Source organism: Agromyces soli, from assembly GCF_022811605.1.
GTDB classification, from domain to species: Bacteria; Actinomycetota; Actinomycetes; order Actinomycetales; family Microbacteriaceae; genus Agromyces; species Agromyces soli.
On record NZ_CP094533.1, the window covers coordinates 2,573,912 to 2,585,525 of the forward strand.

Genomic DNA, 11,614 nt, shown 5'->3' on the forward strand with positions numbered 1-11,614 from the left:
CCAGCACGCTACCCGAGCGGCGTCACCGGCCGTTCACGATCCGTTCGATTCGGAGTCCGTCGGTCTCGTAATTGCCGGACACCTTCGGTGGTTGGAATACCGATGGTCTCGGAATGCCGAGGCATCCCCCTTCCGAAAGGTCATCATGCGCCGCTTCACCCTGCCCGCCGTCGGCGTCCTCGGCGTCGCCGCCCTCGCCCTCACCGGCTGCCAGAGCACCGCGGGCGAGCCGGCCGCCGCCGACCCGAACGCTCCCATCACGATCGCGACGATCCCCGTCGGCGAAGACCCCACCGCCGAGAACCCCGTCGACGTGTTCGCCGAGCTCCTCGAGGAGGCGACCGGCCGCGACGTCGAGATCACCGACGTGCCCGACTACCTGAGCGTCGTCGAGGCGATCCGGGCCGACCACGTCGATATCGGCATCATGAGCGGCTTCCCGTCGGCGCTGGCCGTGAACACGGGCGAGGTCGACGCGCTCGTCGCGTTCCAGGGCGACGACGCGCCGGTCTCGACCTGCGTCGTGCTCGACGACTCGCCCATCCGGGAGGTCGAGGACCTCGCCGGCAAGACCGTCGCCTTCGCCGACCAGGCGTCGAGCTCGGGCTACTTCATGCCGGTGTACATGCTGCACGAGGCGGGCCTCGAGCGGGACGCCGACTACGAGGCGATCTTCGCCGGCGGCCACGAGGGCAGCTTCGCCGCCCTCGCGCAGGGCCAGGTCGACGCCGCCTGCACCGCCGTCATGCTGACCCAGCTCGGCAAGCCGATGTTCCCCTTCGAGGACGGCGAGTGGCGTGCGGTCGGCGAGAGCCCGGCGATGCCGATCGCGGGCGCCGTGCTCGGCCGCCAGTCGCTCGACGCCGAGACCCGCACGGTCATCCAGGACGGCATCGCCGAGGTGTTCTCGCCCGAGAACGCCGAGCGGCTCGGCGCGTACGGCTCCTTCGCCGCCGCTCCGCAGACCGTCGACCCGAAGGCCGAGGAGTTCGCCGGCTTCGCCGAGATCGCGGCCGTCGCCGGGGTCGAGCTCAAGGACCTCAAGTGACGCTCGTGGCGGGCGCGCACGAGGTCGAGCCGCGGGTGACGACGGCCGAGCTGCGCCAGGCGCTGCCGCTCGTCACCGTGCGCGGCCTCGAGGTCGCCTACGACGCGCAGCGGGTGCTCGCGGGCGTCGACCTGGAGCTGTTCCCTGGCGAGATGGTGGCGCTCCTCGGGGCCTCGGGCTCGGGCAAGTCCACGCTCATGCGGAGCCTCACCGGCTTCGCGCCGATCACGGGCGGCGCGGTGCGGGTCGCCGGGCACGACGTCACGAACCTTCGCCGCGGGCAGCTGCGGACGCTCCGCAGCGAGGTCGGGCAGGTGTTCCAGCAGTTCAACCTGATCCCGCGGCTCAGCGTGCTGACGAACGTGCTCGCCGGGGCGCTGCACGATGCGGGGCCGATCAACCTCGTCGGCGGCTTCTCGAGCGCGCACCGCCGGCGGGCGCTCGAACTGCTCGACCGGGTCGGCATCGCGCACAAGGCCCTCGAGCCCGCCCGATCGCTCTCGGGCGGGCAGCAGCAGCGCGTCGCCATCGCCCGGGCGCTCATGCAGCGGCCGAAGGTGATCCTCGCCGACGAGCCGGTGGCCTCGCTCGACCCGAAGCTCGCCGACTCGGTGCTGGAACTGCTCCGCGAGATCGCGAGCGAGGACGGCATCCCCGTGCTCGTGAGCCTGCACGTGCTGCCGCTCGCGCTCGCGCACAGCGACCGCATCGTGGGCCTGCGCCGGGGCGAGATCCTCGTGTCGGGGCGCACGTCGCAGCTGGATGCCGCGGCGCTCGCGCCGCTCTACGAGGACGAGGAGCCCGGCGATGACGAGCACTGAGCCGCGCAGCCGGGTCGCGACCGGCACCCCGGCGGGCGGCCCGAGCGCCGTGGACCCGATGCTCGCCGCCGCGGAGCGGCATCGCCTCGAGCGCGCCTTCCGGATGCCGCGCACTCGCTTCCTGATCGGGCTGCCGATCGCCGCGCTCCTCTTGATCTGGTCGTTCAACGGCGCCCAGTTCAACTTCGTGAAGCTCGGCGAGGGCGCGGTGAACATGGGGGAGTTCCTCTCCCGGCTGTTCCCGCCGGACTTCTCGAAGCTCGGCACGATCCTCGCGCTGCTGCTCGAGACGTTCCAGATGGCCGTCGTCGGCACCGTGCTCGGCGCCGTGCTCTCACTCTTCGTCGCGGTGTGCGCCGCGTCGAACATCGCCCCGAAGTGGCTGTACTACCCGACGCGCTGGGTGATGAACATCATCCGCTCGGTGCCGGACCTCGTCTTCGCGCTCATGTTCGTCTCCGCGGTCGGGCTCGGGCCCTTCGCCGGCATCCTCGCGATGACCCTCGGCTCCATCGGCTCGATCGGCAAGATCTTCGCCGAGGCGATGGAGCAGGTCGACCGCGGCCCCGTCGTCGCCATGCAGGCCGTCGGCGCCTCCAAGCGCCAGGTCGTGCAGTACGGCGTGCTGCCGCAGGCGGCACCGCTGCTCACCTCGTACAGCCTGCTGCTGTTCGAGGGGAACGTGCGCGGCGCGACTATCCTCGGCCTCGTCGGCGCGGGCGGCATCGGCCTCGAGCTCACGACGGCGATGCGCATGTACGACTACGGGCACCTCAGCGCCATCATCATCTGCATCATCGTGCTGGTGACGGCCATCGACCAGGGCAGCGCCCTCATCAGAAGGAGAATCACATGACGATCATCGACGCCCCCGCGCTCGCCCTGAGCGCCCCGGTCAACCTCCGCGACCTCGGCGGCATCCCGATCGACGGGGGAGTGCTGCGCACCGGGCTCGCGATTCGCACCGACGATCTCGCCCTCGTGACGGAGGAGGCGGCCGACGAGCTGGTGGCCGCTGGGCTCACCGCGATCATCGATCTGCGCTCGGCCGACGAGGTCGCCATCAGCGGGCGCGGCCCGTTCGGCGCCCGCCCGGTCGCGTACCACCACCTCGCGCTCATGGCGAACGTGGGCGACTCGACGCAGCTGCCGTTCACGCACGAGTCGATGGGGGAGTCCTATGTCGGGATGGTCGAGACCGCCGCGCCGCAGCTCGTCACGGCGCTGAACGTCGTCGCGCACGCCCCCGGGGCGACCGCGTTCCACTGCGCGGCCGGCCGGGACCGCACGGGCGTGCTCGCCGCCATGTTGCTGCTCGCCCTCGGCGCCGACGACGAGGACATCGTCGCCGACTACGCCCGCACCGGCGAGAACATGCCCGCGATCATGCGCCGCACGCAGGGCGTCATGGGGCCGCTGCTCGCCCGGCTCGGCGTCGACGAGGAACGCCTGCGCGGCTCCCTGCCCGATGGGCCGATGGATGTCTCGATGCGGATCCTGCTCGGCACGCTCCGCGGCCGCTACGGCGACCCGCTCACGCCGCTGCGCGACGCCGGGCTCTCGGCGGACACCGTGGCTCGCCTCCGCGCGCGGGCGCTCGCCGCGTGACGACCCTCGTGCCGGTGACCGGGCCTCCGGCCCACGCTCCGACCGCTGCTCCGACCGGGACCGCGAACCGCCGCGGCCCCGGTCGGCCGCGCGACGAGGAGCTCGACGGGCAGCTCGTCGCGGCCACGCTCGCACTCATCGACGCCGGTGAGGAGGTGACCGTCGGCCGCGTCGTCGCCCGCAGCGGCGTGAGCCGAGCCGCCCTCTACCGCCGCTGGCCCTCGCTCACGACCCTCATCGCCGCCGCGCTCGACGTCGGCCGCGAGGTGCCGCCCGAGGTGGGCGACGCGGTCGACCTCCGCGAGCTGCTGCTCACCGGGCTCGGCTTCGGCGCCGACGGCGTGGCTCCCTCGGCGCCCGGCTACCCGGAAGCGCGGTTCCGCCAGCGCATCCGCCTCGTCATGGCCGACCGCGCGCTGCAGCGCGCGTACTGGAGCTCCCACGTCGCCCGCCGCCGCGTGCCGCTCGAACGCGCGCTCGCCGCGGGCGTCGCCCGCGGCGAGCTGCGCGCGGATCTCGACATCGAGGCCGCGTTCGACGCCATCGCCGGCGTCGCCTACTACCAGCTCGTCGTGCGCGGCGAGCGGATCGACGAGCCCGCGGTCGTGGCTCGGATGCGCGCGGCGATCGAGCTGATCTGGCGGGGGATGCGGGCCTGAGCGGCGCCGTGCGCGGGACGGCGACGGGCCGTGGGGCGGGTGGCGCGCCCCGGCGGAGATCGCGCTCCGGACCGGGGGCGTGGCCCTACACTGAGGGGATGATCGAGCGGACACCCACGAAGAGGCCGATTGCCGATCAGATGTACGACGTCCTGCTGCAGCAGTTCATGTCGGGGGAGCGCGGCGCCGGCCAGAGCCTGAACATCGGCGCGCTTTCGCGCGAGCTCGACGTCAGCCAGACGCCGCTGCGCGAAGCACTGGCCCGACTGGAGCACACCGGCCTCGTCGAGCGCGAGGCGCTCCGCGGCTACCGGGTCGCGCCGATGATGACGCGCACCGAGGTGCAGCAGCTCATGGAGGCGCGCCTGCTCCTCGAGCCGAAGCTCGCCGAGCAGGCCGCGCTCCGCAAGACGGACGCCTTCATCGCCGAGCTGCGCGAGGCGGTCGACGAGTTCCACCAGTCCGCCGAGCTCGCCGACATCGAGACCGAGGGCTTCGACCTCTACTGGCGCTCGGACGACCGCTTCCACATGTGCATCGCCGCGCAGGCCGGCAACCGCTTCCTGGAGATGGCGTACGGCGCGCTCGGGGGACAGATCCAGCGCTTCCGGCTGTTCTCGAAGTTCGGTCGCACGGGGGCGCGGCGAGCGGCGCCCGAGCACACGGCGATCTTCGAGGCGATCGCGGCCGGCGACGGCCCGGCGGCCGCGGAGGCCATGCGGGCCCACGTGATCGGGGCGACGGAGCGACTGCTCGGCGACTGATCGATCGCTCGGCGACGAGCGGGTCGCGCGGTGCCTGCGAGGGCAGCCGTCGGTTCGGTACTCCGAATTGTGCAATACTATAGTCCATACTATTTCAAGGAGGCGGGCGATGGAGCGCGAAGGAACCGGGGCGGTGGCCGTCGGCGGCTACACGGCCACGCCGCTCGTCGAGGGCTTCCCGGGCAAATCCGCCTCGCACGGCGCCTTCGGCTGGAGCAGCCTCTGGCTGCTCGACGACGGGCAGCGCCGGGTGCTCGTCGACGCGGGGCAGCCCGCGTACATCCCGCTCATTCACGAGGGGCTCGCTCGGCTCGGCCTCACCGCCGCCGACGTCACCGACGTGCTCATCACCCACCTGCACTGGGACCACGTCGCGAACTTCACCATGTTCCGCAACGCGACCACCTGGGTCGGGGAGGAGGAGCTCGCCTGGGCCGCCGAGCAGCCGGCGGGGACGAAGTTCATCCCCGACCTGCACGTGCAGGAGCTGCTGCGCCGCCGGCAGGGCGTCGAGCGGATGCGTGCCGGGCAGGAAGTGCTCCCCGGCATCCACGCCCTCGCGAGCCCAGGCCACACGCCGCACCACCTCGCCTTCTTCGCCGAGCGCACCGAGGACCGCCTCGTCTTCGCGGGCGACGCCGTGAAGAACCTCCATGAGCTCACCACCCTCCGCGCCGACTCGAGCCTGGACGACGAGGCGAGCTCCGCCACGATCGACCGGCTGCGCTCGCTCCTCGCCGACACCGCGGGCGTGCTCGTGCCCGGCCATGACGTCGGGCTCGCGCTCGCCGACGGGGCGGTGCGCCGCGTGCGACCGCAACGCGCCGAGATCGGCTACTTCGCGGATGCCGAGGGCGAACAGGACCGGAGCATCGGCTGACGCCGCTGCGAACGAAAGGACGACGATGACGACCGTGCTCTACACCGGCGGTACCGGCCGCATGGGCCAGGTGATCCGCGAGGGCCTCGCCGGCCGCTACGAGCGGGTGGTGCTCTTCGCCCGCCGCGCCCCGGAGGGCGACTTGTTCCCGGGCGAGGAGCTCGTGCTCGGCGACCTCGCGGAGCTCGACCGGCTCACCGAAGCCGCCGCCGGCGTCGACGTGATCGTGCACCTCGGCGGCGTCGCCGACGAAGCGCCCTACGAGGCGGTGCGCGCCGCGAACATCGACGGCACCTACCACGTGTACGAGGCCGCCCGCCGGGCCGGCGTGCGCCGCGTCGTCTACGCGAGCTCGAACCACATCGTCGGCTTCCACCCCGCCTCGGAGCTGCTCGACGAGGCGGCCCCGCTCCGACCCGACACCTACTACGGCGTCTCGAAGGCCTTCGGCGAGGCGCTCGCGAGCCTCTACCACGACAAGTGGGGCGTCGAATCGGTGCTCCTGCGCATCGGCACCTTCCGCCCCGCGCCCGAGGACACCCGCCAGCTCGCGCTCTGGCTGAGCTGGCCCGACGGCGTCGAGCTCGTGCGCTGCGCGATCGAGAACGGGCCAGTCGGCTGCCAGGTCGTCTACGGCACCTCCGCGAACTCGGAGCGCTGGTGGAACGCCGACGCCGGTTGGGCCGCCATCGACTACCAGCCGAAGGACGACGCGGCCGAGCACGCCGACGCCGTCGACCGGGCCAAGCCTGTGCCCGCCTTCCACGGCGGGGCCTTCACCGCCGCCGACTACGAGGGAGGGATCTGGTGACCGCCACCGCCGACGTCCTCATCACGACCGCCTTCCTGCACCCCGGCGACGAGGTCGACCTGATGCTCGGCGCGGCCGGGCTCTCCACCCGGCACGTGCCCGACCTCGCCGCCCTCGACGAGGCCGAGCGGGCCGAGCTGCTCGCCGGGGTCCGTGCGATCATCGCGGGCACCCTGCCGCTCACCGCCGAGCATCTCGCCGCGGCGGAGCGCCTCGAGCTCATCGTGCGCACCGGCGTCGGCTACGACAGCGTCGACCTCGACGCGGCCACCGCCCGCGGCATCCCGGTCTGCATCACCGCCGGCGCGAACCGGCAGGCCGTCGCCGAGCACGTCTTCGCCCTCATGCTCGCGGTCGCCCGCCGGGTGCCCGAGAACATCCAGAACCTCGCGGCGGGCAGCTGGCAGCAGCTCACCGGGCGCGAGCTCGCCGGCGCCACGCTCGGCATCCTCGGCCTCGGCTCGATCGGCAAGGCCGTCGCCACCATCGCCGCGGGCTTCGGAATGTCGGTCCTCGCCTACGACCCGTACTTCGACGAAGCGTTCGCGGCCGCCAACGGCATCCGCCGCGCCGAGCTCGACGAGGTGCTCGCCGAGTCCGATTTCGTCACCCTGCACCTCTTCCTCGACGACTCCACCCGCAACCTCATCGACGCCGCGCGCCTGCGCACCATGAAGCGCGACGCGGTGCTCGTCAACACCGCCCGCGGCGGCATCGTCGACGAGGACGCCCTCGTCGACGCCGTCCGCGACGGCGTCATCGGGGGAGCGGCGCTCGACGTCTTCGCCACCGAGCCGCTGCCCGCCGACAGCCCGCTGCTCAGCACCCCCGGCATCCTCGCGACCACCCACGTCGCGGGTGCGACCCGGGAGGCGCGCGGCGAGTCCGGGCGGATGGCCGCGGCCAACGTCATCGACGTGCTCGGCGGCGCCGGCGCGCCCCGCTTCGTCGTGAACCCCGGCTACGAGGGGGTGCCCGCGTGATCCTCGAGACCGCCTCGGGGCCCGTGCGCCTCGCCGCGAACCTCAAGTGGATGTTCACCGAGCTGCCGTTCGAGCAGCGCTTCGACGCGGCCGCCGCCGCGGGCTTCACCGCCGTCGAGTACGCCTCGCCGTACGAGCTGCCGGCCGAGCGGATCCGCGAGCTGCTGGACGGCGCCGGGCTCGCGCAGGCGCTCATCAACACGCCGGCCGGGCCCGCGGGCTCCGCGACCGTCATGGGTGCCGGCTTCGTGCCCGGCGCGGGGGAGGAGTTCCGCGCCGGCGTGCTGCAGGCGCTCGAGTACGCGACCGCGATCGATGCGCCCGTCGTGCACGTCATGGCCGGCCTCCGCCCCGAGGGCGTCGACCCGCAGCTCGCCTTCGCCGGCTACGTCGCGCGCATCGGCTGGGCGGCCGAGCAGGCCCGCGGCACCGGGATCCGCCTCGTGCTCGAGGCGATCAACAAGCGCGACCAGCCCCGGTACGGCCTCGCCACGATGGAGACCGCCGCGGCCGTCGCCGAGGCCGTCGACCCGCAGACGGTCGGCGTGCTCTTCGACGTCTACCACGCGCAGGTCGACGGCGGGAACGTGATCGAGCGCTTCGAACGCCTCGTGCCGCGCATCGGGCACGTGCAGATCGCCGACAACCCCGGCCGCGGCGAGCCCGGTACGGGGGAGATCGCCTACGAGCGCGTGCTCGCGCACATCGCCGCGAGCGAGTACCGCGGCTGGATCGCCCTCGAGTACGGGCCGGTCGCCGGCACCGTCGAAGGGCTCGGCTGGACGGAGAGGATCAGCGGATGACCGACCCGAGGATCGCGCTCATCAGCGCGACGCCGCTCGCCATCGCCCCCGCGGCCGCGGCCATCGCCGCGCAGTTCCCCGAGGGCACGGTGTGGAATCTGCTCGACGACCGGCTGCTCGCCGACGCGCAGGGGCAGGGCGGGGTGACCGCGCCGCTCGCCGCCCGGATGGACCAGCTCATCGAGCTCGCGATCGAGGGCGGCGCCGACGGCGTGCTGCTCACCTGCTCGCAGTACGGCGCGCGCGCCGAGCTGCGCGACCCGGCCGCCGACGGGGTCGCCGTGCTCGCCGCCGACGGTCCGCTCTTCGACGCCGTCGTGGCGCTCGGCGCCGCCCGGGTCCTGCTCGTCGCCTCGCTCGACTCGGCCGCCGCCGACAGCTCGGCCAGGCTCGCCGCCGCCCTCGACGCGGCCGACGTCGCGACCGAGCTCGACACGCTCGTGGTGCCGGCCGCTGCGAAGCCGCAGTCGGAAGCGGAGCTCACGGCGGCGCTCGCCACCGCGATCGACGGGGCCGCGCCGGGCTACGACGCCGTCGTGCTCGCCCAGTTCTCGCTCGCCCCGGCCGCCGGAGCCCTCGCCGAGCGCTTCGGCGTGCCGGTGCTCGACGCGCCGCGGGCCGCGGCGACCCGGCTCGCAGCGGAGATCGCGGGGCAGGGCCGATGATCGGCGTCATCGCCGACGACGTGACGGGTGCGACCGACGTGGCGGCGGCGCTCAGCCGAGCCGGCCTGCGCACGCTGCTCTCGCTCACGACGGAGCTCGAGCCGGGCGAGGCGGAGGCCGACGCGATCGTGATCGGGCTGAAGACCCGCTCGATCCCCGTCGCCGACGCGGTCGCGCAGAGCCTCGCGGCCCTCGCCGCCCTGCGCGCGGCCGGGGCCGAGCGCGCCTACTTCAAGTACTGCTCCACCTTCGACTCGACGCCCGAGGGCAACATCGGACCGGTCACCGAAGCGCTCGCCGCCGAACTCGGCGCGCGCATCGTCGTGACAACCCCGGCGGCACCGCTGCACGGGCGCACCGTCACCGGCGGCCGGCTCTTCGTCGGCGGGGTGCCGCTCGACGAGACGCACATGCGCGAGCACCCGGTGACGCCGATGCGGGACTCCTCGGTGCCGAGGCTGCTCGCGCCGCAGGTGGCCGGCGAGGTCGGCCTGCTGCCGCTCGACGTCGTCCGCGCGGGCGCCATGGCGGTGCGCGACGCGGTCGCGGCGGCCGAGGCATCCGGCGTCGCCCAGCTCGTCGCCGACGCGAGCGAGGACGACGACCTCGACGTGATCGCGGAGGCGATCGATGGCGCGCCGCTCGTCGCAGGCTCGGCGGGCCTCATCGGTGCGCTCGCCCGGCGGCGGCGCGCGAGTGGGCGCCCGGCGAGCGCTCCGCCCGCCGGTCGCACCGCGATCATCGCGGGCAGCTGCTCGCGCCGCACGCTCGAGCAGATCGACCGCTTCCGGGAGACGGGGGCGCCGAGCTACCGCCTGCGGGCCGAACGCGGCGACACCGCCGAGGCCCTGGCCGCCGCGGCGCTCGCCTGGTGGGACGCGCACTCGGGCGACCGCTCCGCCCTGATCTACTCCTCGAGCCCAGCGGCCGAGCGCGACGCCGAGTTCCCCGAGGCGGGGGAGCTCTACGAGCGCACCGCCGGGCTCGTCGCCGACGGGCTCGCGGAGCGCGGCGTGCAGCGGATCCTCGTCGCCGGCGGAGAGACGTCGGGCGAGGTCGTCCGCGCGCTCGGCATGGGCACCGCCGTGGTCGGCGAGGAGGCCGCGCTCGGCGCGCCCTGGATCCACGACCCGCACCGCGACCTGCACCTCGTGCTGAAGTCCGGGAACTTCGGCGAGCCCGAGCTCTTCGTCGACGTCGCCGGGGCGGGGGTCGCCTCGTGAGCGGCGCCGGCCCCGCGGCCCTCGCGGTCGAGCGGGTCGCGCACGCCATCCATCGGCGCGGCCTCAGTCACGGGCGCACCGGCAACCTGGCCGTGCGCGACGGCGAGCACATCCTGGTCACCCCGACGGGCGTGAGCCTCGGCGAGGTCGAGGCGGGGGCGCTCTCGGTGCTCGACGCCGACGGCCGGCGGCTCGACGGGCCGCGCCCGACGAAGGAGGCGTTCCTGCACCTCGCGGTGCTGCGCACCCGCCCGGAGCTGAACGCCGTCGTGCACACGCACTCGCCGTACGCCGCCGCGCTCTCGTGCCTCGACGGGCTCGACCCCGAGGCGCCGCTGCCGCCGCTCACCGCCTACTTCGCGATGCGGGTCGGCGCGCTGCGCCTGCTGCCGTACCTCGCGCCGGGGGATGCCTCGGGCACCGCCGCGGTCGAGGAGGCCGCCGCCGCGAGCCACGCCCTGCTGCTGCGCAATCACGGGCCCGTCGTCGCCGGCAGCGACCTCGACGGCGCGCTCGACGCACTCGAGGAGCTGGAGCACACCGCGCAGCTCTTCTTCCTCACCACTGGGCACCGCACCGCTCCGCTCACCGCGGAGCGGGTCGCGGCGCTCGCCCAGTCGCCCATCCAGCCGCCCGCCGAGGGAAGGACCCCCGCCGCATGATCACCCTCTACAGCGGCCTCGTCGTGCGCCAGCCGCTCGTCGAATCACTCATCCCCGCGTTCGAGGCGGAGACGGGCGAGCACATCGAGGCGACCTTCGAGCCGACCACGGTGCTGCTGGACCGCATCGCCGCGGGCGAGCGCCCCGACCTCGTGCTCGGCGTCGCCGGCTCGGTGGGCGAGCTCGCCGAGCAGGGCGTGCTCGACCCGGCGAGCGTCGTCGAGCTCGCCGTCTCGGCGATCGGGGTCGCGCGCCTGCCCGAGACGCCGTCGCCCGTGGATGCCTCGGCCGAGGTGTTCCTCGACCGGCTGCTCGAGTCCCGCGCGGTCGCCTACTCGCTCTCCGGCGCGAGCGGCCTGCACTTCGCCGGGCTCCTGCGGGAGCGGGGGCTGCTCGAGCGCCTCGACGAGCGCGCGGTGCGCTTCCCGGCCGGGCTGACGGCGGAGGCGGTGGTGGACGGTCGCGCCGAGCTAGCCATCCAGCAGCTCAGCGAGCTGCGCTCCGTGGACGGACCGCACCTGGTGGAGCCGATCCCGCACGAGCTGCAGTCCTACGCGCGCTTCGCGATCGGCGCCAGGACCGGCGCCCCGGACGCCGCGCGCGCGTTCGCCGCGTCGCTCGCAGGGGAGCGGGCGCTGACGGCCTTCGAAGCCGTCGGGCTCAGCGCCCCCTGAATCGTCCCAGCGC

14 protein-coding genes are annotated in these 11,614 nt (G+C 74.1%); all 14 read left to right on the plus strand.

Annotated elements, in window-relative coordinates; translation table 11 throughout:
• The first annotated feature begins 145 nt into the window (after window positions 1–145).
• The 14 genes from phnD (at window position 146) to MTP13_RS12425 (ending at window position 11,601) form a co-directional block, all read left to right on the plus strand.
• Window positions 146–1,048: a phosphate/phosphite/phosphonate ABC transporter substrate-binding protein gene (gene phnD / locus MTP13_RS12360; RefSeq protein WP_243568045.1), complete on the plus strand. Its 903-nt coding sequence runs from the start codon at window positions 146–148 to the stop codon at window positions 1,046–1,048.
• Window positions 1,045–1,869, plus strand: a complete 825-nt coding sequence (gene phnC, locus MTP13_RS12365; RefSeq protein WP_243568046.1) for a phosphonate ABC transporter ATP-binding protein — start codon at window positions 1,045–1,047, stop codon at window positions 1,867–1,869. The genes phnD and phnC overlap by 4 nt, the downstream gene beginning before the upstream one ends.
• Window positions 1,856–2,725: a phosphonate ABC transporter, permease protein PhnE gene (gene phnE / locus MTP13_RS12370; RefSeq protein WP_243568047.1), complete on the plus strand. Its 870-nt coding sequence runs from the start codon at window positions 1,856–1,858 to the stop codon at window positions 2,723–2,725. The genes phnC and phnE overlap by 14 nt, the downstream gene beginning before the upstream one ends.
• A complete protein-coding gene (locus tag MTP13_RS12375) occupies window positions 2,722–3,477 on the plus strand; it encodes a tyrosine-protein phosphatase (RefSeq protein WP_243568048.1) in 756 nt (251 codons plus the stop codon). Before phnE ends, MTP13_RS12375 begins: the two co-directional genes overlap by 4 nt.
• Window positions 3,474–4,136, plus strand: a complete 663-nt coding sequence (locus tag MTP13_RS12380) for a TetR/AcrR family transcriptional regulator (RefSeq protein ID WP_243568049.1) — start codon at window positions 3,474–3,476, stop codon at window positions 4,134–4,136. The genes MTP13_RS12375 and MTP13_RS12380 overlap by 4 nt, the downstream gene beginning before the upstream one ends.
• A 140-nt stretch (window positions 4,137–4,276) precedes the next feature.
• On the plus strand, window positions 4,277–4,900 hold the full coding sequence (locus MTP13_RS12385) for a GntR family transcriptional regulator (protein ID WP_243568050.1): 624 nt from the start codon (window positions 4,277–4,279) through the stop codon (window positions 4,898–4,900).
• A gap of 109 nt (window positions 4,901–5,009) precedes the next feature.
• Window positions 5,010–5,780 carry an MBL fold metallo-hydrolase gene (locus MTP13_RS12390; RefSeq protein WP_243568051.1) on the plus strand — a complete coding sequence of 257 codons (771 nt, stop codon included), beginning with the start codon at window positions 5,010–5,012 and terminating at the stop codon, window positions 5,778–5,780.
• A 25-nt stretch (window positions 5,781–5,805) separates the two neighbouring features.
• Window positions 5,806–6,591: an NAD-dependent epimerase/dehydratase family protein gene (locus MTP13_RS12395; RefSeq protein WP_243568052.1), complete on the plus strand. Its 786-nt coding sequence runs from the start codon at window positions 5,806–5,808 to the stop codon at window positions 6,589–6,591.
• A complete protein-coding gene (locus tag MTP13_RS12400; protein WP_243568053.1) occupies window positions 6,588–7,574 on the plus strand; it encodes a phosphoglycerate dehydrogenase in 987 nt (328 codons plus the stop codon). The genes MTP13_RS12395 and MTP13_RS12400 overlap by 4 nt, the downstream gene beginning before the upstream one ends.
• Window positions 7,571–8,377 (plus strand): hydroxypyruvate isomerase family protein, encoded by an 807-nt coding sequence (locus MTP13_RS12405; RefSeq protein ID WP_243568054.1) that lies wholly within the window; start codon window positions 7,571–7,573, stop codon window positions 8,375–8,377. The genes MTP13_RS12400 and MTP13_RS12405 overlap by 4 nt, the downstream gene beginning before the upstream one ends.
• On the plus strand, window positions 8,374–9,042 hold the full coding sequence (locus MTP13_RS12410) for a hypothetical protein (protein ID WP_243568055.1): 669 nt from the start codon (window positions 8,374–8,376) through the stop codon (window positions 9,040–9,042). Before MTP13_RS12405 ends, MTP13_RS12410 begins: the two co-directional genes overlap by 4 nt.
• A complete protein-coding gene (gene otnK, locus MTP13_RS12415; protein WP_243568056.1) occupies window positions 9,039–10,265 on the plus strand; it encodes a 3-oxo-tetronate kinase in 1,227 nt (408 codons plus the stop codon). Before MTP13_RS12410 ends, otnK begins: the two co-directional genes overlap by 4 nt.
• Window positions 10,262–10,927 carry a class II aldolase/adducin family protein gene (locus MTP13_RS12420; protein ID WP_243568057.1) on the plus strand — a complete coding sequence of 222 codons (666 nt, stop codon included), beginning with the start codon at window positions 10,262–10,264 and terminating at the stop codon, window positions 10,925–10,927. Before otnK ends, MTP13_RS12420 begins: the two co-directional genes overlap by 4 nt.
• Window positions 10,924–11,601, plus strand: a complete 678-nt coding sequence (locus tag MTP13_RS12425) for a substrate-binding domain-containing protein (RefSeq protein WP_243568058.1) — start codon at window positions 10,924–10,926, stop codon at window positions 11,599–11,601. The genes MTP13_RS12420 and MTP13_RS12425 overlap by 4 nt, the downstream gene beginning before the upstream one ends.
• Window positions 11,602–11,614: the final 13 nt, after the last annotated feature.

What these genes read in the sequence shown, in the direction of transcription:
- phnD (WP_243568045.1), top strand. Translation starts at nt 146, where the DNA reads ATGCGCCGCTTCACCCTGCCCGCCGTCGGCGTCCTCGGCGTCGCCGCC.
- phnE (WP_243568047.1), top strand. Translation starts at nt 1,856, where the DNA reads ATGACGAGCACTGAGCCGCGCAGCCGGGTCGCGACCGGCACCCCGGCG.
- MTP13_RS12375 (WP_243568048.1), top strand. Translation starts at nt 2,722, where the DNA reads ATGACGATCATCGACGCCCCCGCGCTCGCCCTGAGCGCCCCGGTCAAC.
- MTP13_RS12385 (WP_243568050.1), top strand. Translation starts at nt 4,277, where the DNA reads ATGTACGACGTCCTGCTGCAGCAGTTCATGTCGGGGGAGCGCGGCGCC.
- MTP13_RS12390 (WP_243568051.1), top strand. Translation starts at nt 5,010, where the DNA reads ATGGAGCGCGAAGGAACCGGGGCGGTGGCCGTCGGCGGCTACACGGCC.
- MTP13_RS12395 (WP_243568052.1), top strand. Translation starts at nt 5,806, where the DNA reads ATGACGACCGTGCTCTACACCGGCGGTACCGGCCGCATGGGCCAGGTG.
- MTP13_RS12410 (WP_243568055.1), top strand. Translation starts at nt 8,374, where the DNA reads ATGACCGACCCGAGGATCGCGCTCATCAGCGCGACGCCGCTCGCCATC.
- otnK (WP_243568056.1), top strand. Translation starts at nt 9,039, where the DNA reads ATGATCGGCGTCATCGCCGACGACGTGACGGGTGCGACCGACGTGGCG.
- MTP13_RS12425 (WP_243568058.1), top strand. Translation starts at nt 10,924, where the DNA reads ATGATCACCCTCTACAGCGGCCTCGTCGTGCGCCAGCCGCTCGTCGAA.